The organism is Pseudomonas sp. GW821-FHT01E05 (genome assembly GCF_059422425.1).
On sequence record NZ_JBWKWW010000003.1, the window covers coordinates 281,316 to 306,185 of the forward strand.

At 58.8% G+C, this 24,870-nt stretch carries 22 protein-coding genes; 6 read left to right on the plus strand and 16 right to left on the minus strand.

Annotated elements, in window-relative coordinates; all coding sequences use genetic code 11:
* The first annotated feature begins 7 nt into the window (after window positions 1-7).
* Window positions 8-766, plus strand: a complete 759-nt coding sequence (gene cobA / locus AC07W5_RS07825; RefSeq protein WP_495023137.1) for a uroporphyrinogen-III C-methyltransferase — start codon at window positions 8-10, stop codon at window positions 764-766.
* A gap of 129 nt (window positions 767-895) precedes the next feature.
* Here cobA and AC07W5_RS07830 read toward each other — a convergent pair whose 3' ends face one another.
* The 9 genes from AC07W5_RS07830 to ppsA form a co-directional block, all read right to left on the minus strand.
* Window positions 896-1,870 (minus strand): OmpA family protein, encoded by a 975-nt coding sequence (locus AC07W5_RS07830; RefSeq protein WP_494992387.1) that lies wholly within the window; start codon window positions 1,868-1,870, stop codon window positions 896-898.
* 107 nt (window positions 1,871-1,977) lie between these two features.
* Window positions 1,978-2,568 (minus strand): RNA polymerase sigma factor SigX, encoded by a 591-nt coding sequence (sigX, locus tag AC07W5_RS07835; RefSeq protein ID WP_494992388.1) that lies wholly within the window; start codon window positions 2,566-2,568, stop codon window positions 1,978-1,980.
* Window positions 2,569-2,658: 90 nt separating this feature from the next.
* Window positions 2,659-3,483 carry a mechanosensitive ion channel family protein gene (locus AC07W5_RS07840; RefSeq protein ID WP_494992389.1) on the minus strand — a complete coding sequence of 275 codons (825 nt, stop codon included), beginning with the start codon at window positions 3,481-3,483 and terminating at the stop codon, window positions 2,659-2,661.
* A gap of 2 nt (window positions 3,484-3,485) precedes the next feature.
* Window positions 3,486-3,731, minus strand: coding sequence for a CrfX protein (locus AC07W5_RS07845; protein WP_494992390.1), 246 nt, complete (start codon window positions 3,729-3,731; stop codon window positions 3,486-3,488).
* Between the two features lie 63 nt (window positions 3,732-3,794).
* Complete coding sequence (locus AC07W5_RS07850) at window positions 3,795-4,790, minus strand: zinc transporter ZntB (protein ID WP_495010615.1); 996 nt, start codon at window positions 4,788-4,790, stop codon at window positions 3,795-3,797.
* A gap of 26 nt (window positions 4,791-4,816) precedes the next feature.
* A complete protein-coding gene (rraA, locus tag AC07W5_RS07855; RefSeq protein ID WP_495023138.1) occupies window positions 4,817-5,308 on the minus strand; it encodes a ribonuclease E activity regulator RraA in 492 nt (163 codons plus the stop codon).
* Window positions 5,309-5,407: 99 nt separating this feature from the next.
* Window positions 5,408-5,707: a Rieske (2Fe-2S) protein gene (locus tag AC07W5_RS07860; protein ID WP_494992392.1), complete on the minus strand. Its 300-nt coding sequence runs from the start codon at window positions 5,705-5,707 to the stop codon at window positions 5,408-5,410.
* A gap of 100 nt (window positions 5,708-5,807) precedes the next feature.
* Window positions 5,808-6,797: an alpha/beta fold hydrolase gene (locus AC07W5_RS07865; protein WP_495023139.1), complete on the minus strand. Its 990-nt coding sequence runs from the start codon at window positions 6,795-6,797 to the stop codon at window positions 5,808-5,810.
* A gap of 129 nt (window positions 6,798-6,926) precedes the next feature.
* Window positions 6,927-9,302 (minus strand): phosphoenolpyruvate synthase, encoded by a 2,376-nt coding sequence (gene ppsA / locus AC07W5_RS07870; RefSeq protein ID WP_495023140.1) that lies wholly within the window; start codon window positions 9,300-9,302, stop codon window positions 6,927-6,929.
* 176 nt (window positions 9,303-9,478) lie between these two features.
* Here ppsA and ppsR point away from each other — a divergent pair, with 176 nt between their 5' ends.
* Window positions 9,479-10,297 (plus strand): posphoenolpyruvate synthetase regulatory kinase/phosphorylase PpsR, encoded by an 819-nt coding sequence (gene ppsR / locus AC07W5_RS07875; protein WP_494992395.1) that lies wholly within the window; start codon window positions 9,479-9,481, stop codon window positions 10,295-10,297.
* Between the two features lie 208 nt (window positions 10,298-10,505).
* On the opposite strand, the gene prpD is transcribed toward ppsR, so the two are convergent.
* From prpD to AC07W5_RS07905, 6 genes are all read right to left on the minus strand, one after another.
* Complete coding sequence (gene prpD, locus AC07W5_RS07880; protein ID WP_495023141.1) at window positions 10,506-11,990, minus strand: 2-methylcitrate dehydratase; 1,485 nt, start codon at window positions 11,988-11,990, stop codon at window positions 10,506-10,508.
* A gap of 103 nt (window positions 11,991-12,093) precedes the next feature.
* Window positions 12,094-13,284, minus strand: a complete 1,191-nt coding sequence (prpF, locus tag AC07W5_RS07885; RefSeq protein WP_494992397.1) for a 2-methylaconitate cis-trans isomerase PrpF — start codon at window positions 13,282-13,284, stop codon at window positions 12,094-12,096.
* A 54-nt stretch (window positions 13,285-13,338) separates the two neighbouring features.
* A complete protein-coding gene (gene acnD / locus AC07W5_RS07890) occupies window positions 13,339-15,933 on the minus strand; it encodes a Fe/S-dependent 2-methylisocitrate dehydratase AcnD (protein WP_495023142.1) in 2,595 nt (864 codons plus the stop codon).
* Window positions 15,934-16,142: 209 nt separating this feature from the next.
* Window positions 16,143-17,270, minus strand: coding sequence for a bifunctional 2-methylcitrate synthase/citrate synthase (gene prpC, locus AC07W5_RS07895; RefSeq protein ID WP_495023143.1), 1,128 nt, complete (start codon window positions 17,268-17,270; stop codon window positions 16,143-16,145).
* A 215-nt stretch (window positions 17,271-17,485) separates the two neighbouring features.
* Window positions 17,486-18,376 (minus strand): methylisocitrate lyase, encoded by an 891-nt coding sequence (prpB, locus tag AC07W5_RS07900; RefSeq protein WP_494992400.1) that lies wholly within the window; start codon window positions 18,374-18,376, stop codon window positions 17,486-17,488.
* Complete coding sequence (locus AC07W5_RS07905; protein WP_495023144.1) at window positions 18,373-19,095, minus strand: GntR family transcriptional regulator; 723 nt, start codon at window positions 19,093-19,095, stop codon at window positions 18,373-18,375. Before AC07W5_RS07905 ends, prpB begins: the two co-directional genes overlap by 4 nt.
* Before the next feature lie 278 nt (window positions 19,096-19,373).
* Between AC07W5_RS07905 and rloA the strand changes: the two genes are divergently transcribed.
* The 4 genes from rloA to pabB all read left to right on the plus strand — a co-directional run bounded on the left by rloA (window position 19,374) and on the right by pabB (window position 23,963).
* Window positions 19,374-19,910: a retropepsin-like aspartic peptidase RloA gene (gene rloA / locus AC07W5_RS07910; protein ID WP_494992402.1), complete on the plus strand. Its 537-nt coding sequence runs from the start codon at window positions 19,374-19,376 to the stop codon at window positions 19,908-19,910.
* 5 nt (window positions 19,911-19,915) lie between these two features.
* Entirely contained in the window at window positions 19,916-21,448 is a 1,533-nt protein-coding gene (rloB, locus tag AC07W5_RS07915; protein ID WP_494992403.1) for an osmotic stress tolerance membrane protein RloB, read from the plus strand.
* Entirely contained in the window at window positions 21,448-22,476 is a 1,029-nt protein-coding gene (locus AC07W5_RS07920) for an alpha-L-glutamate ligase-like protein (RefSeq protein WP_494992404.1), read from the plus strand. Before rloB ends, AC07W5_RS07920 begins: the two co-directional genes overlap by 1 nt.
* A gap of 143 nt (window positions 22,477-22,619) precedes the next feature.
* Entirely contained in the window at window positions 22,620-23,963 is a 1,344-nt protein-coding gene (gene pabB / locus AC07W5_RS07925) for an aminodeoxychorismate synthase component I (protein ID WP_494992478.1), read from the plus strand.
* 138 nt (window positions 23,964-24,101) lie between these two features.
* Here pabB and thrH read toward each other — a convergent pair whose 3' ends face one another.
* Window positions 24,102-24,719, minus strand: a complete 618-nt coding sequence (thrH, locus tag AC07W5_RS07930) for a bifunctional phosphoserine phosphatase/homoserine phosphotransferase ThrH (protein ID WP_495010620.1) — start codon at window positions 24,717-24,719, stop codon at window positions 24,102-24,104.
* Window positions 24,720-24,870 lie beyond the last annotated feature (151 nt).

Below are 24,870 nucleotides of genomic sequence, written 5' to 3' on the forward strand. Positions count from 1 at the left end.
ATTGAACATGAGCGCAAAAGTCTGGCTGGTAGGCGCAGGTCCTGGCGATCCTGAATTGCTGACCCTCAAAGCGGTACGGGCACTGGGCGAAGCCGATGTGGTGCTGATCGATGATCTGGTGAACGAGGCCGTTCTGGTTCACTGCCCGACAGCTCGCATCATCCCGGTGGGCAAACGCGGGGGTTGTCGCTCCACGCCGCAAGAGTTCATTCATCGCTTGATGCTGCGCTATGCCCGCCAGGGCAAATGCGTGGTGCGGCTCAAGGGCGGCGATCCGTGCATTTTCGGGCGTGGCGGTGAAGAGGCACAGTGGCTCAGAGTCCATGGGATTGAAGTCGAAATGGTCAATGGCATCACAGCAGGTCTTGCCGGTGCGACGCAATGCGATATCCCGTTGACACTGCGTGGCATCAGTCGTGGCGTGACCCTGGTGACCGCCCACACTCAGGACGATAGCAGCCTGAACTGGCAGGCCCTGGCCCAAAGCGGCACGACGCTGGTGATTTACATGGGCGTCGCCAAGCTGAGCGAAATTCGCGATCAATTGCTGGCCGGCGGCCTTGCCGCTGACACACCAGTGGCGATGATCGAAAACGCTTCGCTACCCCAGCAAAGGGAATGCCGGAGCGATCTGACAGCCATGCAGGAAGATGCCCTCGTCTTCCAGCTGAAAAGCCCGGCCATTCTGGTGATTGGCGCGGTCGCAGCACGTGAACAAACGTCAAAAGATTGCAGCCTGCGGCAGCGCCTACAGGAACGCGCTTGAGCGCATTCTCGCGCAGGAGTTGCTGAAGCCGCCGATATCTTCAATGCCATTGCAAATCTTCGCTCGACACCAAATCCAGGACAAAGAAAAGCCCGGCCTAAGCCGGGCTTTTCCGAACTACAAAGCTAATTACTTAGCGGTAGCTTCAACCTGCGCTTCTACGCGACGGTTCATAGCACGACCAGCTTCAGTTGCGTTGTCAGCAATTGGGCGGGACTTGCCATAACCAACCGAGTGAACGCGGTTAGTGTCAACACCATCCTTGACCAGGACTTGTTTAACAGCGTCGGCACGACGCTGGGACAGTTTCTGGTTGTAAGCGTCAGGACCGACGTTGTCAGTGTGACCTTCAACAACGGTGGTGGTGTTCGGGTACTGCTTCATGAAGTCAGCCAGGTTCTTCACGTCGCCGTAGCTGTTTGGCTTGACAACAGCCTTGTTGAAGTCGAACTTCACGTCCAGCTGAACACGAACTACTTCAGCAACCGGAGTTTCTGGAGCTGGCTCAGCTACTGGAGCTGCAACTGGAACTGGTGCCGGGGCAGGCTTGGAGCCGCCACCGAAGTTAACACCCAGACCGATCACAGGAGCGTAGTCCCAACGACCGTTGTCCAGCTTGTAGTCGGCTTCAACGCCGGCACGAGCGTACAGGTTGTCGGTGATGTACCACTTGGCGCCAGCGCCAGTGGTCAGGAAGGTGGACTTGTCACGACCAGTGTGGCCATCAGCAGCGACGTTGGTCATGCTGCCGTGGGAAACACCGCCTTCAACGTAAGGGCGCACTGGGCTGCCAACTGGCAGGAAGTGGTACTGGGCCTTCAGACCGAAGTGATCGCCTTTGATCTTCTGGCCGCCAGTGTTGTTGTTCGAACGAGTGTAATCGTCTTTCTCGTAAGTAGCGTTGACCGAAACGTCGTCGGTCAGGAAGTAACCGATCGAAACGCCTGGACGGCGACCGTCTTCAACGTCGTTGATGCTGTCGTTGTACTGCTTCTTGTAGAAAGCCTCACCCTCGACCGCGCCTTGGCCTTGTGCCAGAGCGCCGAACGAAGTAGCGGCAATAAGAGAACCAATGGCCAAGCCCAAGGTGTTTTTCAGTTTCATCCGTTAAATCCCCATCTGGTGATTGTAAAGCAGTCCCGCAAACCGGGGGACAACTCGGCGGCAAGTCTAACAGAACTTGCCTGCACGTAAGAGATATTTGCGCCGAACTAAGTTTCAGCAATGCCTGCAAATTTCTCACGCAATTTATCAAGAGCACGCTTGTACCGCATTTTTGTTGCGCTCAAACCCATGTGCATTATGTCTGCGATCTCCTGAAACTCCAGCTCTGCGACAAATCGTAGCACCAGAATTTCCCGATCGATCGGGTTCACGTACACCAACCAGCGATCAAGTCCACCTTTATCCTCAGGTTTCGGCATCTTCTCTTCAGATGCTTCCTCAAGGGGGTCGAGACTCAAGGCATCCATCAAGCGACGCTTTCGCCGCTCCTTGCGATACTGCGTGATGCACTCGTTGTATGTGATGCTGTACAACCATGTCTTGAACTTCGATTTGCCCTCGAAGTTCTTCAAACCGTACAACACCTTCAACATCACTTCCTGACAGACATCATCTGCATCACGATCGTTCCCTAAATAACGTGCACAAACGTTAAATAGGGTTCTCTGATAGCGCCGCATCAATTCTTCATAGGCGCGCGTTACGTGAAACAGCTCCCCGTGCGAACGCTCAACCAACTCCTCATCGGAGAGCTCTCGGGGGTCGTAGCGCATGGTTAGCGATTGGGTTTTATTCAAAACGAGTCGTGCCGACAGTCAGGTCAATGTCCGCCGCAACCCGTGTGAGCGGGCATTTTGCGGCGGCATACATTAGCAGGGTTTGCCGGGTTAGCGGCTACTAACATGCTGTTCCAGCAGTATCCGATTGGAGAGAGAGACTAGCTCACCCTCATCGGTCAGCAATGTAGTTTTAACCGTGCCGATCTCTTCGATCTGGCCTTCGACCTCACCAACACGTACTTGTTGCCCAACCTCATACAACTCACGCACATAAATTCCCGCAAGAATTTGCCCGGCAATTTCCCGGCTTCCCAACCCCATGGCCAAGGCAACCGCCAGACCAACGGTTATCAGTACAATCACGATCACATGGTTGAGCAGGTCTGTTTTGACCTCCAACTGGCTGATCGCGACCGAAATACTGATGATGATCACCAGGCCCTGAGCAATACGCCCAAGACCGGCGGCGTAATCCAGGCCTACGCCTTCTGCCGCGCCACGTACCAGCCCATTGGCCAGCTGCGCCAGCAACACCCCTACCAGCAACACCAGCGCCGCACCGAATACTTTCGGCACATACAGCGCCAGCATGTCGAGCGTAGCCGAAACCCGCTCAAGGCCGAGTGATTCTGCAGCAGAAACCAGAAAAATCAGCAAAATGAACCAATAAACGATCTTGCCGATCAAGGTCGAGATCGGAACCTGCAGGCCCGCGCGAGACAGCAACTTGGTCAAACCGGTACCGCCCATCAGGCGATCCAGGCCCAGTTTGGCCAGCAATTTGGAGAGCAAGGTGTCGAGCAGCTTGGCCACGACAAAACCCAACAGCAACACAACCAGTGCGCCGAACAGGTTCGGAATGAAGTTCGCTACCTTGGTCCACAACGCAGTCATCGCAGTGACGAGGCTCTGAGTCCAGAGATCAAGTTCCATATTCAATCAGCCTTATCAGCAGTGCGAGCAATAGGTTTACGACGGGAAACCGGCGAGACGTGGGCCGAGCCGTTATTGAGGGCAATCATCAGCGCCGGCAACCAACGCCCCAGCAAACTGAACAGATCACCCGCCCCCACCTGACGGTTGGCGGTTTTCAGTACACGGCCCAGGCAAGCAGCGTCGTCACGGGTGGACGGCGTCGCTTTAAGCATGTCACGCAGAGACTGTTCGAACGGATCGTGCATACGCACCTCTCGAGATGTCTGTGAAAGACGCGATCAAAATTCCTCGGGTCACATGCCCAAACATCAGACCCAACGTAAACGCCGGAACAACCACCATTGACCCAGAGCCACGGAAACCATCATCAGGCAGGCAATGAGGAAGCCATATGGGTTCCCCGAGAAGGGCAATCCACCGACATTTATCCCCAGCAAACCGGTCAGAAAACTCATCGGCAGAAAGATCCAGGTGATAAATCCGAAGCGGTACATCGTGCGATTCATCCGCACGTTCAAACGTCGCTCATCGGTATCCAGCACAAGCCCCACGCGCTCCCGGGTCAATTCCAGCTCTTCCAGATAGCGCGTCAGGCTGTTGTTCAATTCGTTCCAGTAGTCGCCATCGTCATTGACGAACCACGGCAATTTGATCCGGGTAAGCTGACCGAAAATATCCCGCTGCGGAGCGAGGAAACGTTTCAGCCCGGCAGCCCGCCGACGGATCTGCAAAACGGATCCATGCTCCGGCGAATACCGTTCGTCGGAATCCAGCTTTTCTTCTTCATTGTCGACAATTTCCGAGAGATCGCTGACCAGATCCTGGACCTTGTTCGTCAGATACTGAGCCAGATAAAGGATCAGTTCCGAGGCGCTTTTCGGCCCCTTGCCTTCGGTGAGCTGCACCAATAACTCATCGGTGGCTCGCAATGGCCGCAAGCGCAATGAAATGACGCGCTGGGCGGAAGCGAAGATCCGCACTGAAACCATGTCTTCCGGCTCAGCGCCAGGATTGAGGTTAATCCCGCGCAAAAACAGCAGCAGTTCGCTGTCCGGCAGCGCCAGCAGGCGTGGTCGGGTATTTTCTTCAAGCAACAGATCGCAGCTGAACTCACTCAGACCACTGGATTTACGCAGCCAGGTCTGGGTTTGCGGGTGACTGCGATCCCAGTGCAGCCAGAGGCTTTCGTGAGATTGCAGTTGCAGGTCATCCAGTTCAGTCCGGGCTATCGAACGCGCACCGCCTTTACCATCCAGCACCAGGGCATGAACCAGCCCCCACTGCGCGTTTTCTTCCTCGAACATCCTCACCCCTTCTGTAACTCGATATTTTATTCAGGCATCTTCAGCGGACTTGGCGAGATGATCACGCCGTTGTTATCCGCATAGATGTATTCGCCCGGACGGAACGTCACGCCGGCAAAGGTCACAGCAACGTTGAGATCGCCAATGCCACGCTTGTCGGTCTTCATCGGGTGACTGGCGAGCGCCTGTACGCCCAGATCGGTTTGCGCGATGACGTCGACATCACGGATACAGCCATAGATGACCAGCCCTTCCCAACCGTTTTTCGCGGCTTTCTCGGCCAGCACGTCGCCCAACAACGCACGGCGCAGTGAACCACCGCCATCGACCACCAGTACCTTGCCATTCCCTTTGAGCTCGACCTGCTCCTTGACCAGCGAGTTGTCTTCGAAGCACTTGATGGTAACGATTTCGCCGCCGAAGGAATCACGACCGCCAAAATTGCTGAACATCGGTTCGAGCACCTGCACCAGTTCCGGGTAGGCGTCGCACAGATCGGGAGTAAGGTAATGGTTCATCGAGAAACTCCTGTAAGAGAAAAAACACGAACGGGTGTCAAAAACTACAGAGATACGCTGTTAAAGCGAGCATCGGCGCTGGATCTTCAAAACATCACCTTATACGTCGATACCGATACGGTCACCTTCATACGCCAGTTTCAACATGTTCAGGCCAGGGCAGGACGGCTGCAAGGCAAGCCCGCCGGGCAACTGGAACTCCATGCCATGCCGCGCGCAACGCAACACATTGCCCACCACCGTGCCGGCAGACAACGGCGCGCCTCGATGCGGACAGCTGTCCTCAATCAGCAACGGCTGATTGTCCAGCACCAAGAGCAACAGGCTACGCCCGCCGACCTGAAAAGTTCGTCGGTAACCTTCATCCAGATTGATCAGACGCTCAAGCGGCACGAACATAAATGCTGACTCAGTAACTGAATGTGACCAAAACAGCCCAACGCGTCATATCTTAGCCGTAAGCCGACCAGAGCGAAATGCCCTTGTCAGAGCGCACCGCTCAGACCGCAGCGGCGAGATTCGACTCCTGGGTCAGCAACGGAGTTTCCTGATCTTTCAACCAGCGCTCCACCAATGGCCAGACCTCAGTCTGGGCATTTTTACTGACCAGCATCTCCACATGGCCAAAATTGTCGCTAAAGCCCTGCTCCCGTCCCAGGCAAACGAACTGCCGCAAATCGGAGCCAAACTGATCGAAAAGTTTACGGCAGGCCCACGTTGGGTCTTGATGATCACCCGCTGCGCTCACGCCCAACACCGGCACCTGACTCTCAGCCAGCCCCGCCCACCAGTCCTTCTCCGAGTCACCAAAACGACCGAACAGCCCGTACCAGCGCATGCCTTCCAGGGCCAGCCCAATCGGCTCATCCTCGGGTCCGCGCTTGAGCCGGGAACCCGATATCCGGGCAAATCGCTTCAAAATGAATCGCCCGCTCCACTCCACCGGCGGGATTTTCAATGGCCAGTAAGTACGACTGACCTGGGTGCCGAAAAACGCTGCAGACGCAACGGCAGGCGCGCCCAGATACTGGCCGCCCAACGCCGCCGCCAGCGTGATGCCGCCCAGCGAATGTCCCAACCAATGGGGAATCTGGCCACTTTGCTCACGCACGAACGCGGCAATCGCTGGCAGATCGTAGCGGGCATAGTCGGCGACGCGGTTCTTGCTGTAGTCCTGATTGCGCCGGGACAAGCCGTGACCGCGCATCTCCGGAATCCACACATCAAAACCGGCCCGCGCCAGATAAGCGCCCAGCCCCAGACCTTTGGGCGAGTACCAGAATCGCCGGTTGGAAAAACTGCCATGAAGCAGCACCACCGGGACGCCGCGAACCTCAGGCGCATCCGCCATGCCCAAGCGGGTGACCGCCAGCTCAACGGTGCCATCAGGACTATTGCCAGGCTTCAAACGGTAGACGTCTTCGCTCAGATCACCGCGCCGCTCGGCGCTGATCAAGGCGACAGGAAATAGATTGCTGCTGCTTTGCATAATGCCTTGCACAAAAAAGGGCGGCATTCAGATGGATGCCCGCCCTACTTGAATATCTAAAAAGGCCAATCAATGACCGCAATGTCGATCTGTGTAGGAGCGAGCAAGCTCGCTCCTACAACAACACCATCAGGCCGAGGCCTGACCTTCAGCCAGGAAGAACCAGGTTTCCAGTACGGAATCGGGGTTCAACGAGACGCTTTCGATGCCCTGCTCCATCAGCCATTTGGCCAGATCAGGGTGGTCGGAAGGGCCCTGACCGCAAATACCAATGTATTTGCCAGCCTTGTTGCACGCCTGGATGGCATTGGCCAACAGTTTCTTGACCGCTGGATTTCGCTCGTCGAACAGGTGCGCGATGATCCCGGAGTCACGGTCCAGGCCCAGGGTCAGCTGGGTCAGGTCGTTGGAACCGATGGAGAAGCCGTCGAAGTACTCGAGGAACTCTTCGGCCAGGATGGCGTTGGATGGCAGTTCGCACATCATGATGATGCGCAGACCGTTTTCACCCCGTGCCAGACCGTTTTCCGCCAGTAGATCGACAACCTGGCTGGCTTCGCCCAGGGTACGGACGAACGGCACCATGATTTCGACGTTAGTCAGGCCCATCTCGTTGCGAACACGCTTGAGAGCGCGGCATTCGAGCTCGAAGCAGTCACGGAACGATTCGCTGATGTAACGCGATGCGCCACGGAAACCCAGCATCGGGTTCTCTTCTTCCGGTTCGTAGAGCTTGCCGCCGATCAGGTTCGCGTATTCATTGGACTTGAAGTCCGACAGACGCACGATGACCTTTTTCGGCCAGAACGCAGCCGCCAGGGTACTGATGCCTTCGACCAGTTTCTCGACGTAGAAGCCGACCGGGTCGTCGTAGCCGGCGATGCGCTTGTCGACGCTTTCCTTGATCTCCTGCGGCAACCCGGCGTAGTTCAGCAGTGCCTTGGGGTGCACACCGATCATGCGGTTGATGATGAATTCCAGACGGGCCAGACCCACACCGGCGTTCGGCAACTGGGAGAAATCGAAGGCACGATCCGGGTTACCGACGTTCATCATGATCTTGAACGGCAGATCAGGCATGGCGTCGACGGAGTTCTTCTTGATATCGAAGCCCAGCTGGCCTTCGAAGATGAAACCAGTGTCGCCTTCAGCGCAGGACACGGTAACGCCCTGGCCGTCTTTCAACAGTTGGGTGGCATTGCCGCAACCCACCACGGCCGGGATGCCCAGCTCGCGAGCGATGATCGCCGCGTGGCACGTACGCCCGCCACGGTTGGTGACGATGGCGCTGGCGCGCTTCATGACCGGTTCCCAGTCCGGATCGGTCATGTCGGACACCAGAACGTCGCCCGGCTGAACCTTGTCCATCTCGGAAACGTCTCTGATGATCCGCACCTTGCCGGCGCCGATGCGCTGACCGATGGCGCGACCTTCTACCAGCACGGTGCCGGTTTCTTTCAACAGGTAACGTTCCATGACGTTCGCCTGGGTGCGGCTCTTCACGGTTTCAGGGCGGGCCTGAACGATGTACAGCTTGCCGTCGTCACCGTCTTTGGCCCATTCGATGTCCATCGGGCACTTGTAGTGCTTCTCGATGATCATCGCCTGCTTGGCCAGTTCGCTGACTTCGGCGTCGGTCAGGCAGAAGCGCGCGCGTTCGGCCTTGTCGACATCGACAGTCTTGACCGAACGACCGGCCTTGGCTTCGTCGCCGTAGATCATCTTGATGGCTTTACTGCCCAGGTTGCGGCGCAGGATTGCCGGGCGACCGGCTGCCAGCGTGCCTTTGTGGACGTAGAACTCATCCGGGTTCACCGCGCCTTGTACGACGGTTTCGCCCAGGCCGTAGGCGCCGGTGATGAACACCACGTCACGGAAGCCCGACTCGGTATCCAGGGTGAACATCACGCCGGCGGTGCCGGTTTCCGAGCGCACCATGCGCTGCACGCCAGCGGACAGGGCGACCAGCTTGTGGTCGAAACCCTGGTGTACACGGTAGGAAATGGCGCGATCGTTGAACAGGGAAGCAAACACTTCCTTGGCAGCGCGAATGACGTTCTCGACGCCACGGATGTTCAGGAAGGTTTCCTGCTGACCGGCGAAAGAGGCGTCCGGCAAGTCTTCGGCGGTCGCCGAGGAGCGCACGGCCACCGCCATGTCGGGGTTGCCGGCCGACAGCGTGGCGAACGCGGTGCGGATTTCGGCGTTGAGCTTCTCCGGAAACTCGGCCTCCATGATCCATTGACGGATTTGCGCGCCGGTTTTGGCCAGGGCATTCACGTCATCGACGTCCAGCGCATCAAGGGCGGCGTGGATCTGGTTGTTCAGACCACTTAACTCAAGGAAGTCACGGTAAGCCTGAGCCGTTGTAGCAAAGCCACCGGGAACCGATACACCGGCACCCGCAAGGTTACTGATCATCTCGCCCAGGGATGCGTTCTTGCCCCCCACATGCTCTACATCATGGACGCCGAGCTTATCGAGGGAAACTACGTACTCTACCAAGGTGATCTCTCCACTAGCTGTGTTGGAAAAGCTCAGAACACCGGTTGCTCAATGGGAGCGTTTGCCGGCGATATGGCCTGGACCTGGAAAATAAGTGAGAATGCGGGCCATCCGAGGCCGACAAACCGCGCCTATCATATCCAAGAATCGTCACCAGCTTAAGGCCCAAGGCGCAAATGAAACGATCTGCTTTCTTTATCTCCGATGGCACGGGCATTACAGCCGAAACCCTGGGTCAAAGCCTGTTGGCGCAGTTCGAAAACATTACCTTCAGCAAAGCCATACGGCCGTACATCGACAGCGTGGATAAAGCGCGGGCCATGGTGCAACAAATCAACAATGCCGCCGAAAAGGACGGATTTCGCCCGATCATCTTCGATACCATCGTCAATCAGGATATTCGTGAGATCCTCGCGACCTCCAATGGTTTCATGATTGACATTTTCTCGACCTTCCTCGCGCCACTGGAGCAGGAGTTGAGCGAGCATTCGTCGTATTCGGTCGGCAAGTCTCATTCCATTGGCCACAACTCCAACTATATGGAACGCATCGAGGCGGTGAACTTCGCCCTCGACAACGACGACGGCGCCCGAACCCACTATTACGACAAGGCCGATCTGATCCTGGTGGGTGTCTCGCGCTGCGGCAAAACCCCGACCTGCCTGTACATGGCCATGCAATTCGGCATCCGCGCGGCCAACTACCCGCTGACCGAAGACGACATGGAGCGTCTGCAACTGCCCGCCGCCCTACGCGCCCATCAGCACAAACTGTTCGGCCTGACCATCGACCCGGACCGCCTCACTGCGATCCGCAACGAGCGCAAGCCTAACAGCCGCTATTCGAGTTATGCCCAGTGCGAATTCGAAGTACGGGAAGTGGAGAATCTGTTCCGCCGCGAGAACATCGCGCATATCAACTCCACACATTTTTCGGTGGAAGAGATTTCGGCGAAGATTCTGGTGGAGAAAGGCGTGGAGCGGCGGTTCAAGTAATTGTTGTATCGCCTGTCAGACCGCTATCGCGAGCAAGCCCGCTCCCACACTAGATCGTGTACTTCCTGTAGGAGCGAGCTTGCTCGCGATGAACGATAACGCGGTGTTATTTCAAGCGCTTAGCCCACTCATTCCCCAGCCCTGAAGCCGTCGCCAGTGCCTTGCTCAAACTGCTGATCAAGATCGTGCGTTCCGGGGCGTGCAGGCGTCAGACCACGAACATATCAACAAAGCGGTTGACCGGGGTCGCTTCAAGTGCAGCCTGGTCCTTGCACAGGGCAAAGATTTCAGCGGTGCGTTGCGCGGTGAACCGGGTTGCCAGGTTGGTCTTGAACTTGTCCTCCAGCAATGGAATGCCGTCGGCGCGGCGACGGCGGTGGCCAATCGGGTACTCAACCACGACCTGTTCGGTTTTCGAGCCGTCCTTGAAGAACACTTGCAGGGCGTTGGCGATGGAACGCTTGTCGGCTTCCAGGTATTCGCGGGTGTAACGCGGGTCTTCGACGACGACCATCTTCTCGCGCAGTTCATCGATAATCGGATGGCCGGCGTGAAAATCGTCTTCGTATTGCTCGGCCACCAGGTTACCAAAGGCCAACGGTACGGCAGTCATGTACTGAATGCAGTGGTCGCGGTCAGCGGCGTTGGCCAGCTTGCCGACCTTGGAAATGATGCGGATCGCCGACTCGTGAGTGGTGATGACGATCTTGTCGATGTCGTGCAGGCGATCCTTGACCTGAGCGTGCAGGGTCACGGCAGCTTCACAGGCAGTTTGCGCGTGAAACTCGGCCGGGAAGCTGATTTTGAACAGCACGTTCTCCATCACGTAGGTGCCGAATTTCTGCGAGAAGCAGAAGGAACGCTTGTCTTCAGGTTTGAGCGCCAGATCCTTGTTGGTATGGCTGAACAGCACGTCGTAGAACCCCCACTGTTTTGCTGTCAGCACACCCGGAATGCCCATTTCGCCGCGCATGGCAATGTCCGCCAGACGCACGCCACGGCTGGACGCATCGCCCGCCGCCCAGGATTTACGCGAACCGGCGTTCGGCGCGTGACGGTAGGTGCGCAGCGCCTGACCATCGGCGAACGCGTGGGACAACGCGGACAACAGTTGCTCGCGGTTGGCACCCATCAGTTTCGCGGTGACAGCGGTCGAGGCCACTTTTACCAGGATTACGTGGTCCAGACCTACGCGATTGAAGGAGTTTTCCAGTGCGATCACGCCCTGTATCTCGTGGGCCATGATCATCGCTTCCAGCACGGCGCGAATGGTCAGGGGCGCGTCGCCATTGGCCACACGCTTCTGCGACAGGTAGTCAGCCACGGCCAGGATGCCGCCGAGGTTGTCGGATGGATGACCCCACTCGGCGGCCAGCCAGGTGTCGTTGTAGTCGAGCCAACGAACGATGCAGCCAATGTCCCAGGCAGCCTTGACCGGATCAAGGCGAAAACTGGTGCCTGGTACCCGAGCGCCAAACGGTACGACAGTGCCCTCCACGATCGGCCCCAGGTGCTTGGTGCACTCCGGAAAACGCAGGGCCAGCAGGCCGCAGCCGAGGGTGTCCATCAGGCAGTTGCGGGCAGTGTCCAGCGCTTCTTTGGACTTGATCTTGAAGTTCAGGACGTAGTCGGCAATGTCCTGCAGGACGGTGTCGTAGTCGGGGCGATAGTTCAGGTCGACATTGGCGCTCATGTTTGATTCCCTCTGTTAAGTGTGGGAACACCTGTCTTGGTCCACCTGAAAGAACGGGTCGCCGCCATCGCGAGCAAGCCTGCTCCCACAGGTTTCACCTATATCAGAAAGCATCACCCGGTACGCGCACCCAGCCTTCCATCAGCACACGGGCGCTGCGGCTCATGATGGCCTTGTTCACAGTCCACTCGCCGTTGACCTGGCTGGCCTCCGCGCCTACGCGCAGGGTGCCCGAGGGATGACCGAAGCGCACCGCGCTGTGCGCACTGCCGCCGGCAGCGAGGCTCACCAGCGTGCCCGGAATTGCCGCGGCGGTGCCGATGGCCACAGCGGCTGTGCCCATCATGGCGTGGTGCAGCTTGCCCATGGACAGCGCGCGTACGAGCAGGTCCACGTCACCCGCGCAAACCAACTTGCCGCTGGAGGCAAGGTAATCGGCCGGCCTGGCGACGAAGGCGACCTTGGGCGTGTGCTGACGCTTGGCGGCTTCATCAATGTGCTGGATGAGGCCCATGCGCAGTGCGCCGTGTGCACGAATCGTCTCGAACATCGCCAGCGCCTTCGCGTCACCGTTGATGTCGCCCTGCAACTCGGTGCCAGTGTAGCCGATGGCATCCGCGTTGACGAAGATGGTCGGGATCCCGGCATTGATCATCGTCACCTTGAGCGTGCCAAGGCCTGGCACCTGCAGGTCATCGACCAGATTGCCGGTGGGGAACATCGAGCCGCCCGCACCCTCCTCCTCGGCGGCCGGGTCCATGAACTCGAGCTGGACTTCGGCGGCAGGAAAGGTCACGCCGTCGAGCTCGAAATCACCGGTTTCCTGCACCGCGCCGTCAGTGATGGGCACATGGGCGATGATGGTCTTGCCGATATTGGCCTGCCAGATGCGCACCGTGGCCACACCGTTTTGGGGGATGCGGCTGGCGTCCACCAGGCCGCTGCTGATGGCAAATGCGCCGACCGCCGCAGAGAGGTTGCCGCAGTTGCCGCTCCAGTCGACGAAGGGCTTGTCGATGGAGACCTGACCGAACAGGTAATCGACGTCGTGGTCGGGCCTTGTGCTCCTGGACAGGATGACCGTCTTGCTGGTGCTCGAGGTCGCAGCCCCCATGCCATCGATCTGCTTGTCATACGGATCCGGGCTACCAATCACCCGTAGCAACAGTGCATCGCGTGCAGCGCCCGGGACCTGGGCAGATTCGGGAAGGTCTTGCAGGCTGAAGAACACGCCTTTGCTGGTGCCGCCTCGCATGTAGGTGGCGGGAATCTTGATTTGCGGTACGTGAGCCATGTTTTTCCTTATAGGCCGGGGCGGGACTTCGACGTCCCGCTCCAGCTCGTCGTATTAGACGGCAACCGCCGACTCGAGGAAGTCCTGGGCGAAACGTTGCAGCACACCACCGGCCTCGTAGATCGAGACTTCTTCGGCGGTATCGAGGCGGCAAGTGACCGGCACCTCGAGGCACTCACCGTTCTTGCGGTTAATCAGCAGGGTTAGCGTGGCACGCGGGGTACGCTCGCCGATCACGTCGAAGGTTTCGCTGCCGTCGATACCCAGCGTCTTGCGATCTACGCCCGGTTTGAATTCCAGCGGCAGCACACCCATGCCGACCAGGTTGGTACGGTGGATGCGCTCGAAACCTTCGGCGGCGATGGCTTCCACGCCGGCCAGACGCACGCCCTTGGCCGCCCAGTCACGGGAAGAACCCTGACCGTAATCGGCGCCGGCGATGATGATCAGCGGCTGCTTGCGCTCCATGTAGGTCTCGATGGCTTCCCACATGCGCATGACCTTGCCTTCCGGTTCGACGCGAGCCAGGGAACCCTGTTTGACCGCTCCGTTTTCCTTGACCATTTCGTTGAACAGTTTCGGATTGGCGAAGGTTGCGCGCTGCGCGGTCAAGTGATCGCCACGGTGGGTGGCGTAGGAGTTGAAGTCCTCCTCCGGCAGGCCCATTTTCGCCAGGTACTCACCGGCGGCGCTGTCGAGCATGATCGCGTTGGACGGCGACAGGTGATCGGTAGTGATGTTATCCGGCAGCACGGCCAATGGACGCATGCCCTTGAGCGGACGCTCACCGGCCAGCGCACCTTCCCAGTACGGCGGACGGCGGATGTAGGTGCTCATCTCGCGCCAGTCGTACAGCGGCTCGACCTTGGGACCTGTGTCTTCGTGAATCGCGAACATCGGGATATACACCTTGCGGAACTGCTCCGGCTTGACCGACGCCTTGACCACTGCATCGATCTCTTCGTCGCTGGGCCAGATGTCTTTGAGGCGGATTTCCTTGCCATCGGCGGTCAGGCCCAGCACGTCTTTTTCGATGTCGAAACGGATGGTCCCGGCAATGGCGTAAGCCACCACCAGCGGCGGCGAAGCGAGGAACGCCTGCTTGGCGTAGGGGTGAATACGCCCGTCGAAGTTGCGGTTACCCGACAACACGGCGGTGGCGTACAGATCGCGGTCGATGATCTCTTGCTGGATCACCGGGTCCAGCGCGCCAGACATGCCATTGCAGGTAGTGCAGGCGAACGCCACCACGCCGAATCCCAGTTGCTCCAGCTCTTGAGTCAGGCCAGCTTCGTCCAGGTACAGCGCAACGGTCTTGGAACCCGGGGCCAGAGACGACTTGACCCACGGCTTGCGGGTCAGCCCCAGCTTGTTGGCGTTACGCGCCATCAGGCCGGCGGCGATGACGTTGCGCGGGTTGCTGGTGTTGGTGCAGCTGGTGATGGCGGCAATGATCACCGCGCCATCGGGCATCTGCCCCGGCACATTGTCCCACTGACCGGCAATGCCCTTGGCCGCGAGGTCCGTGGTGGCCACCCGCGCATGGGGATTGCTCGGACCGGCCATATTGCGCACCACCGAAGACAGATCGAAGCGCAGCCCACGCTCATATTGCGCCTGCTTCAGGCTGTCGGCCCAAAGACCGGTCTGTTTGGCGTAGAGCTCTACCAGTTGCACCTGCTGGTCTTCACGGCCGGTGAGTTTCAGGTAGTCGATGGTTTGCTGGTCGATGTAGAACATCGCCGCGGTGGCACCGTATTCCGGGGCCATGTTGGAAATGGTCGCGCGGTCGCCCAAGGTCAGCGCCGAAGCGCCTTCGCCGAAGAATTCCAGCCATGCACCGACGACTTTTTGTTTACGCAAGAACTCGGTCAGCGCCAGCACCATGTCGGTGGCGGTGATGCCCGGTTGCAGCTTGCCCGTCAGCTCGACGCCGACACTTTCCGGCAGGCGCATCCACGAGGCGCGGCCGAGCATCACGCTCTCGGCTTCCAGGCCACCGACGCCGATGGCGATCACGCCAAGGGCATCCACGTGCGGGGTGTGGCTGTCGGTGCCGACGCAGGTATCCGGGAACGCCACGCCGTCGCGCACCTGAATCACCGGAGACATTTTCTCCAGATTGATCTGGTGCATGATCCCGTTACCCGGCGGAATCACGTCGACGTTCTTGAACGCCTTCTTGGTCCAGTTGATGAAGTGGAAACGGTCTTCGTTGCGTCGATCTTCGATCGCACGGTTCTTGGTGAACGCGTCCGGGTCGAAGCCACCGCACTCCACAGCCAGCGAGTGATCGACGATCAGTTGGGTCGGCACCACCGGGTTGACCAAGGCCGGGTCGCCACCTTGCAGGGCGATGGCATCACGCAAGCCGGCGAGGTCGACCAGCGCGGTCTGGCCGAGAATGTCATGACACACCACACGGGCCGGGAACCACGGGAAGTCCAGATCGCGCTTGCGTTCGATGAGCTGCTTCAGGGAGTCGGTGAGGGTCGCAGGATCGCAGCGACGTACCAGGTTCTCGGCCAGCACACGGGAGGTGTAAGGCAGTGTGTCGTAGGCACCGGGCTGGATGCCGTCGACAGCCGCGTGGACGTCGAAGTAATCCAGATGGCTGCCGGGCAGCGGTTTGCGAAATTCAGTGTTCATGGGCGTCAGGACTCGATCACGGTAGTTTCAGAGGGAGGCGCCTGGCACCGGGCTTGAAATGAACGCGATCCACTTTAGGAGCGAGCTTGCTCGCGATGACGGACTGACATTCAACATTGATGTCGACAGTTACACCGCTATCGCGAGCAAGCTCGGCTCCTACACAGGGTTCTTCGTTTCATTCAGCAACCGACGCCGATGCCCACCGGTCAGCGTTGCTCGATTGGCACGAACTTGCGCTGTTCGACGCCGACGTACTCGGCACTCGGGCGGATGATGCGGTTGTGGGCGCGCTGCTCGAACACGTGAGCGGCCCAGCCGGTCAGGCGTGAGCAGACAAAAATCGGCGTGAACAGCTTGGTCGGGATGCCCATGAAGTGGTACGTCGAGGCATGGTAGAAGTCGGCGTTGGGGAACAGTTTCTTTTGCTCCCACATGGTCTTGTCGATGGCTTCAGAGACCGGGAACAACACCTTGTCTCCCACTTCGTCGGCGAGCTTTTTCGACCAGCCCTTGATCACTTCATTACGCGGGTCGTTGTCTTTATAGATCGCGTGACCAAAACCCATGATCTTTTCTTTGCGCTCGAGCATGCCGAGGGTCCCCTTGATCGCCTCTTCGGGGGACTTGAAGCGCTCGATCATTTCCATTGCCGCTTCGTTGGCGCCGCCGTGCAGCGGGCCGCGCAAGGAGCCGATGGCCGCGGTGATGCAGGAATACAGGTCGGACAAGGTCGACGCGCAGACTCGAGCGGTAAAGGTCGATGCGTTGAACTCGTGTTCCGCGTAAAGGATCAGCGAAACGTTCATGACCTTGACGTGCAACTCGCTCGGCTTCTTATCGTGCAGCAAGTGCAGGAAATGCCCGCCGATGGATTCTTCATCGGTCACGCAGTTAATGCGTTTGCCGTCGTGGCTGAAGCGATACCAGTAGCACATGATCGCCGGGAACGCGGCCAGCAGCCGGTCGGTGGCATCATGTTGTTCAGAGAAGTCTTTCTCCGGTTCGATGTTGCCCAGGAACGAGCATCCGGTGCGCATCACGTCCATCGGGTGAACGTCCGCCGGAATGCGCTCGAGCACCTCCTTCAGCGCTTGCGGCAGGTCACGCAGCTTGCTCAGTTTGCTGATGTAGGCCGCCAGCTGCGCCTTGGTCGGCAGCTCGCCGTACAGCAGCAGGTAGGCCACTTCTTCGAACTGTGCGTCGGCGGCCAGTTCGCGAACGTCATAGCCGCGATAGGTCAGGCCCGCGCCCTCCAGTCCCACGGTGGACAATGCGGTTTGCCCGGCCACCTGGCCCCGTAGCCCGGCGCCACTCAATACTTTTGCTTCGGCCATTGCTTTCTCCAATCTTGAATTTGTTAGGGAATCGGCACGTTTCTAAACGGCTATCTCACTTTCGTAGCAGCTGTCGAGCCTGCGAGGCTGCGTCCGGCTGCGCAGCAGTCGTAAACCCCGACGACGCGGTTCATCTGGAAAACTGCGTCGTCTGACTGGCGAGTCCTTCGGCCTCGAACGCAGCCTCGCAGGCTCGGCAGCTGCTACGGGTCCTACTATTTCTTCGACGCAAACAACGCATCAAGCTTCTGCTCGAAAACGTGGTAATCGATGGCGTCGTACAGCTCCATACGGGTTTGCATGGTGTCGATGACGTTCTGCTGCGTGCCGTCGCGGCGAATGGCGGTGTAGACGTTTTCTGCCGCCTTGTTCATGGCACGGAATGCCGACAGCGGGTACAGCACCAGCGAAACATCGGCGGCTTTCAATTGCTCGACGGTGTACAGCGGCGTCGCGCCGAATTCCGTGATATTGGCCAGAATCGGCGCTTTCACGCGGCTGGCAAACAATTTGTACATTTCAAGTTCGGTAATGGCTTCCGGGAAAACCATATCGGCGCCGGCCTCGATGCAGGCTGCGGCGCGATCGAGCGCCGACTCCAGGCCTTCCACCGCCAGTGCATCGGTACGCGCCATGATGACGAAGCTGTCATCGGTGCGCGCATCGACGGCGGCCTTGATGCGGTCGACCATTTCCTGTTGAGAAACGATTTCCTTGTTCGGACGGTGGCCGCAGCGCTTGGCGCCGACCTGGTCTTCGATGTGAATCGCCGCGGCGCCGAACTTGATCATCGACTTGACGGTACGCGCCACGTTGAACGCCGAGGAGCCGAAACCGGTGTCCACGTCCACCAGCAGCGGCAGGTCGCAGACGTCAGTGATCCGGCGTACGTCGGTCAACACGTCATCCAGACCGGTAATGCCCAGGTCCGGCACACCGAGGGAGCCGGCAGCCACCCCGCCACCGGACAGGTAGATCGCCTTGAAACCGGCGCGTTTGGCCAGCAAGGCGTGGTTGGCGTTGATCGCGCCGACCACTTGCAGCGGCTGTTCACTGGCGACCGCATCGCGGAAACGCTGGCCTGGAGTGCTCTTGTTGGAACTCATGACTCACCTCGTGGAGTGGCTGTCTGGTTGGCGCTGTCCTGGTAATGACGCGCGATATTGCGTTTGGAAGCGCCGATGTGGCGGCGCATCAACAACTCGGCCAGTTCACCGTCGCGATCAGCAATCGCGTCGAGAATCCGGTGATGTTCGGCGAACGCCTGGCGCGGGCGGTTAGGCGTAGCGGAAAACTGTATGCGGTACATGCGAACCAACTGGTACAGCTCACCGCAGAGCATCTGGGTCAGGGTGCGGTTGCCCGCGCCCTGAATGATCCGGTAGTGAAAGTCGAAATCGCCTTCCTGCTGGTAATAACCGACACCGGCCTGGAACGCCGCATCGCGCTCATGGGTCTCGAGAACCCGGCGCAGCTCGTCGATTTCTTCGACGCTCATGCGCTCGGCGGCCAGACGACAAGCCATGCCTTCCAGGGATTCGCGGATTTCATAGAGTTCGATCAGCTCGGCATGGCTGAGGGAAACCACCCGTGCGCCGACATGGGGAATGCGCACCAGCAGCCGCTGCCCTTCCAGACGGTGGATCGCCTCACGCAATGGCCCGCGGCTGATGCCATAGGTGCGCGCCAGCTCCGGCTCGGAAATCTTGCTGCCCGGGGCGATATCGCCTTTGACAATGGCCGCCTGGATATGCCGGAAGACATTCTCGGAGAGGGTCTCCGAATCATCCTGCATCAGAACTGGGGGATCGAGTTGATCCAGCATATTGTCGACACCTTTAAATCCAATGCGACAAAAACTAGCTAATTACCTACAAACAGTCAAAGGAAAAATAGGTATTGTCGACAATCGTCTAATAACCATCTGCACCATAACGATGCAGAACCCCTGCCTATAGCCAACCTGGAGCGCTGGCGCCATAAAACCAGCATGCTAGAATGCCGCCTGCATTTGCCTGTCATCTTTTTATGCCAGGCACACGAGGTTGCGCAGCAATGCCAGTCGCCTTGAACCGAAGATCGCATTGCGACGCTCCAGGATTTATGAGACTCAAGCCCTTCCCTACATTGCTTTGCCTACTCTGCCTGCCCGGTGTGAGCGCTGCCGCCGAGAAAACCGTTTATGGCCTGAATGAATACGCAAAGCTTGCCGGGATCGATCTGGAAGTCGCGGCCAAACTCGACACAGGCGCCAAAACCGCCTCCCTCAGTGCTCGCGATATCAAACGTTTCAAACGTAACGGCGAGTCCTGGGTACGCTTCTACCTGGCCATTGACACCGCCCACTCACACCCGATTGAACGTCCACTGGCGCGGGTCAGCAAGATCAAGCGCCGCGCGGGCGACTACGATCCCTATGAAGACAAGACCTACACCGCCCGCCCGGTGATTGCCCTGGATATCTGCATGGGCAGCGCTTTGCGCAGTATTGAAGTTAACCTGACCGACCGAAGTGCATTCCAATACCCGCTTTTGATCGGATCCGAAGCGCTCAAGCGCTTTGATGCGCTGGTCGACCCCAGTCTCAAATACGCTGCTGGCAAACCCGCCTGCGCCGCCGACGCTCATACCGCAGAGTAATTTCAATGCGCGCTCTTACCCTCCATCTGAAAATCCTGATCGCCATCCTGGTGGTGCTGGGTATTTCAGTCACGGCCTACCAGATTTTCGTGCTCGGCATTCCCGTGACCGAAGACGCCACCGACGACTTGTGGAACATCGACGCCAAGGTTCAGTTCGTCGCCAGTGCCAAGGACCCGATCAAGATTCAGATGTTCGTGCCACCACTGAGCCGCGACTATGTCAGCCTCAACGAGAGCTTTATCTCCAATAACTACGGTGTGGCCGTCAACCGCGTCGACGGCAACCGCAAGGTCACCTGGTCCGCCCGTCGCGCCAAGGGCAATCAGACCCTCTACTACCGTCTGGTGCTGACCAAGCGCTACAGCGGTGAAAAATCCAAGATCAAAGGCCCGACTTTCCGCGACAGTATCCCGGTCGAAGGCCCGGAAAAAATCGCTGCTGAAGCCCTGCTCGCCCCGATTCGCCAGCACTCGGCGGACGTCGAAACCTTCATCGGCGAAGCCATCAAACGTGTCAACAACCTCAATGACGACAACGTCAAACTGCTGCTGGGTGGCGATCCGTCGACGCCGCACAAGGCAAAGATCGTCGAGCTGTTGCTGTCTATCGCCCATGTACCGATGGAAAAAGTCCACACCATTCGCCTGGTGGCGGACCAGCCGCAAACTCCGGAACTGTGGCTGCGCAGCTTCAACGGCACCGACTGGCTGTACTTCAACCCGGATACCGGCGAGCAAGGCCTGCCCACCGACCGCCTGCTGTGGTGGACCGGTGATGACAACCTGATTACCGTCGATGGCGGCAAGAAAGCCACCGTCACCTTCAGCATGAACAACAGCGAAATGAACGCCATACGCCTGGCCAAGCTGACCGACGAAAACTCCGACGCCAACTTCCTCGGATATTCGCTCTACGGTCTGCCGCTGCAAACCCAGCAGACGTTCATGGTCATGGTGATGATCCCGATCGGCGTGCTGGTAATTCTGATCCTGCGCAACCTGATCGGCCTGCAGACCCTGGGCACATTCACCCCGGTACTGATTGCCCTGGCCTTTCGCGAGACGCAGCTGGGCTTCGGTATCGTGCTGTTCACCATCATCACCGCGCTGGGCTTGTCGCTACGCTCGTACCTTGAACACTTGAAACTGCAAATGCTGCCCAGGCTGTCGGTGGTACTGACCTTTGTCGTGGTGCTGATCGCTGCGATCAGCCTCTTCAGCCACAAACTGGGTCTGGAACGCGGCCTGTCGGTAGCGTTGTTCCCGATGGTGATTCTGACCATGACCATCGAACGCCTGTCGATCACCTGGGAAGAGCGTGGTGCCGGCCATGCGATGAAAGTCGCCATTGGTACGCTGTTCGCCGCCTCCCTGGCACACCTGATCATGAGCGTGCCGGAGCTGATCTACTTCGTGTTCACCTTCCCGGCGATTCTGTTCATTATGGTGGGCTTCATGCTGGCCATGGGGCGCTATCGTGGCTACCGCCTCACCGAGCTGGTGCGGTTCAAAGCCTTCCTCAAGGCTGATTCGTAATGTTTGGCCTCTGGAAGACCTGGAAGGCCCTGCAAGCCCGGGGTGTCATGGGGATCAATCGGCGTAACGCAGACTACGTGCTCAAGTACAACAAGCGCAGCCTGTACCCGATTGTCGATGACAAAATCATCACCAAGGAACGTGCGATCAAGGCCGGCATTCAGGTGCCGGAAATGTACGGAGTGATCTCCACCGAAAAGGAAATCGACAAGCTCGACGAGATCATCGGCGGGCGCAGCGACTTCGTCATCAAGCCGGCCCAGGGGGCTGGCGGTGACGGCATCCTGGTGATCGCCGACCGCTTCGAGGGCCGCTATCGCACGGTGTCCGGGAAAATCATCACCCATGAGGAAATCGAACATCAGATTTCCAGCATTCTGACTGGCCTGTATTCCCTGGGCGGTCATCGTGATCGGGCATTGATCGAATACCGCGTAACCCCGGACCAGATCTTCAAAAGTATCAGCTACGAAGGCGTGCCCGATATCCGCGTCATCGTACTGATGGGCTATCCGGTGATGGCCATGTTGCGCTTGCCAACCCGTCAGTCGAATGGCAAGGCCAACCTGCACCAGGGCGCCATCGGCGTCGGTGTCGACATGGCCACCGGCCTGACCCTGCGCGGTACCTGGCTGAACAGCATCATCGCCAAACACCCGGACACCAACAATGCGGTGGACGGCGTGCAGCTGCCTTATTGGGACGGCTTCATGAAGCTGGCGGCCGGTTGCCATGAACTCTGCGGACTGGGCTATATCGGCGTCGATATGGTGCTGGACCAGGAAAAAGGCCCGTTGATTCTCGAACTCAACGCCCGCCCCGGCCTGAACATCCAGATTGCCAACGATTGCGGCCTGACCCTGCGCACCCATGCCGTGGAAGCGCGCCTGGAAGAACTCAAGGCCAGAGGCATCAAGGAAACGCCGGAGGAACGTGTGCGCTTTGCTCAACAACTGTTCGGACATGTACCAGCGGTTGAAGCGCACAACGAGCACTCCTCACACAAGGTCAGGGAATACACCCCGTGACCGCAACCCTGTAGGCGCTGCCGAAGGACGCGGCTACAGCGTTCTTGCGGCGTAAAAAGTGCCATCCCCGACATCCCCTCTAGGAGCAAATCCTGCAGGGGACTACAATCGCCAGCCGCGCACCGATGACTGATCTGCCCCGCATGTTGACCTGCTCCGTACACCCGCTCCCTTATCGCGCCAACCCCGCCGAGTATTTCGCGGCGATTCGGCATGCCCCCGGCGCCGTGCTGCTCGACAGCGGTCGCCCGAGCGCCGAACGCGGACGCTATGACCTGCTCAGTGCCTGGCCGCTGGAGCAGCTAACAGTATTACCGGACGAAAGCGGTGCCCATTTCCTGCAACGGCTACGAAACAACCTGACCCGCCTTGGCAACGCTGCGCTGCCGCAACCGTATCAACTGCCCTTCGTCGGCGGCCTGATCGGCTACCTCAGCTACGACTTTGGCCGCCATCTGGAAACCCTGCCGAACCAGGCCCGCGATGACTTGCGGTTACCCGATGCGCACCTGGGTCTGTACAACTGGGCGCTGATCAGCGATCACTTGTCGGGCACCAGTCAACTGGTGTTTCACCCAAGCCTGGCCGATACCGAACGTCAGCGCCTGATCGAGCTGTTCAGCCAGCCAGCGCACTCGACACCCGAAGCCTTCACGCTAAACGGTCCGATGAGCCCTGACCTCAGTCCCGGCGACTATCAGCAAGCTTTCCTGCGCATCCAGCATTACATTCAGGCCGGCGACTGTTATCAGGTCAACTTTGCCCAACGCTTCCGCGCGCGATGCCAGGGCGACCCGTGGACGGCGTACTGCGCGCTGCGGGCAGCGTGCCCGACGCCCTTCTCCGGTTTCCAGAGCCTGCCCGACGGCGGCGCGGTGCTGAGCCTGTCTCCAGAACGCTTCGTGAAAGTCAGTGACGGCCACGTGGAAACCCGTCCGATCAAAGGCACCCGGCCGCGCGGCAAGGACGCTTTTGAAGACGCGGCCAATGCCACCGAGCTGCTGGCCAGCGCCAAGGATCGTGCGGAAAACCTGATGATCGTCGACCTGCTGCGCAACGATCTGGGCCGCACCTGCCGTATCGGCTCGGTGCGGGTGCCAGAGTTGTTCAGCCTGGAAAGCTACCCGAACGTACATCACCTGGTCAGCAGCGTCACCGGCGAGTTGGCGGATGATAAAGATGCCCTGGACCTGATCGCCGGCAGTTTCCCCGGCGGCTCGATCACCGGCGCACCGAAAATCCGGGCGATGCAAATCATCGACGAGCTGGAACCGACCCGGCGCGGGTTATATTGCGGCTCGTTGCTGTATCTGGATGTACGCGGGGAAATGGACAGTTCTATCGCCATCCGCAGCTTGCTGGTCAAGGATGAGCAAGTCTGCTGCTGGGGCGGTGGCGGAATCGTCGCGGACTCGGACTGGCAGGCCGAATATCAGGAGTCCATCACCAAGGTGAAGGTGCTGCTGGAAACCTTGCAGGGATTGTGACAGTCGATCGTTCCCATGCTCTGCGTGGGAATGCAGTTCGTGACGCTCTGCGTCACTGTCGAAGCGGATGCAGAGCGTCCAGTGAGGCATTCCCACGCGGAGCGTGGGAACGATCAACACTCAACACCTGCCATCCGATTACAGGCTCAACTCCCGACTCGAAGCTTTCAAGAACTCCTGCTTGAGCTCGGCAAAGGTGTGCACTGCCGGAAACTGCGGGAACTCGCGAATCACGTTTTCCGGCGCATGAAACAGAATCCCCGCGTCGGCCTCGCCCAGCATCGTGGTGTCGTTGTATGAATCACCGGCCGCGATCACTCGGTAGTACAGGCTCTTGAACGCCAGCACCGACTGGCGCTTGGGGTCTTTCTGGCGCAGTTGATAGCCGATTACCCGATCCGTTTCGTCAGTGATCAACCGATGGCAAAGCAGCGTCGGGAAACCCAGTTGACGCATCAGCGGCTGGGAGAACTCATAGAAAGTGTCCGAAAGAATCACCACCTGAAACCGCTCGCGCAGCCAGTTGACGAACTCAATGGCACCGTCCAGCGGCTTGAGGGTCGCGATCACTTCCTGGATATCGGACAGCTTCAAGCCGTGCTCATCAAGAATCCGCAGGCGCTGCTTCATCAGCACGTCGTAATCGGGAATATCCCGAGTGGTTGCCTTGAGGGATTCAATACCGGTTTTTTCGGCAAAGGCGATCCAGATTTCCGGGACCAGCACACCTTCCAGGTCGAGACAGGCAATTTCCACAAGACACTCCCATTTGTATTGATTATTGAGTCGAGGCGAGTAAAAGGACAGCCGAACTCTAGCGACTCGCACTGACCGACGCAACGCAGAGGAGCGAGCCAGCCACCACAGGTTTTTGTTACCATCGCCAGTATATAGAGCGCTTAGCGCC

Bases quoted from the DNA above. Each gene is read 5' to 3' on its own strand.
- prpB (WP_494992400.1), bottom strand. From the start codon at position 18,376: ATGAGTTCCAACAAGAGCACTCCAGGCCAGCGTTTCCGCGATGCGGTC.
- AC07W5_RS07850 (WP_495010615.1), bottom strand. From the start codon at position 4,790: ATGTTCGAGGAAGAAAACGCGCAGTGGGGGCTGGTTCATGCCCTGGTG.
- prpD (WP_495023141.1), bottom strand. From the start codon at position 11,990: ATGAGCGCCAATGTCGACCTGAACTATCGCCCCGACTACGACACCGTC.
- rraA (WP_495023138.1), bottom strand. From the start codon at position 5,308: ATGAACCATTACCTTACTCCCGATCTGTGCGACGCCTACCCGGAACTG.
- cobA (WP_495023137.1), top strand. From the start codon at position 8: ATGAGCGCAAAAGTCTGGCTGGTAGGCGCAGGTCCTGGCGATCCTGAA.
- AC07W5_RS07920 (WP_494992404.1), top strand. From the start codon at position 21,448: ATGTTTGGCCTCTGGAAGACCTGGAAGGCCCTGCAAGCCCGGGGTGTC.
- prpF (WP_494992397.1), bottom strand. From the start codon at position 13,284: ATGGCTCACGTACCGCAAATCAAGATTCCCGCCACCTACATGCGAGGC.
- prpC (WP_495023143.1), bottom strand. From the start codon at position 17,270: ATGGCCGAAGCAAAAGTATTGAGTGGCGCCGGGCTACGGGGCCAGGTG.
- AC07W5_RS07845 (WP_494992390.1), bottom strand. From the start codon at position 3,731: ATGCACGATCCGTTCGAACAGTCTCTGCGTGACATGCTTAAAGCGACG.
- pabB (WP_494992478.1), top strand. From the start codon at position 22,620: ATGTTGACCTGCTCCGTACACCCGCTCCCTTATCGCGCCAACCCCGCC.
- AC07W5_RS07840 (WP_494992389.1), bottom strand. From the start codon at position 3,483: ATGGAACTTGATCTCTGGACTCAGAGCCTCGTCACTGCGATGACTGCG.
- rloA (WP_494992402.1), top strand. From the start codon at position 19,374: ATGAGACTCAAGCCCTTCCCTACATTGCTTTGCCTACTCTGCCTGCCC.
- AC07W5_RS07905 (WP_495023144.1), bottom strand. From the start codon at position 19,095: ATGCTGGATCAACTCGATCCCCCAGTTCTGATGCAGGATGATTCGGAG.
- acnD (WP_495023142.1), bottom strand. From the start codon at position 15,933: ATGAACACTGAATTTCGCAAACCGCTGCCCGGCAGCCATCTGGATTAC.
- AC07W5_RS07830 (WP_494992387.1), bottom strand. From the start codon at position 1,870: ATGAAACTGAAAAACACCTTGGGCTTGGCCATTGGTTCTCTTATTGCC.
- rloB (WP_494992403.1), top strand. From the start codon at position 19,916: ATGCGCGCTCTTACCCTCCATCTGAAAATCCTGATCGCCATCCTGGTG.
- AC07W5_RS07860 (WP_494992392.1), bottom strand. From the start codon at position 5,707: ATGTTCGTGCCGCTTGAGCGTCTGATCAATCTGGATGAAGGTTACCGA.
- ppsR (WP_494992395.1), top strand. From the start codon at position 9,479: ATGAAACGATCTGCTTTCTTTATCTCCGATGGCACGGGCATTACAGCC.
- AC07W5_RS07865 (WP_495023139.1), bottom strand. From the start codon at position 6,797: ATGCAAAGCAGCAGCAATCTATTTCCTGTCGCCTTGATCAGCGCCGAG.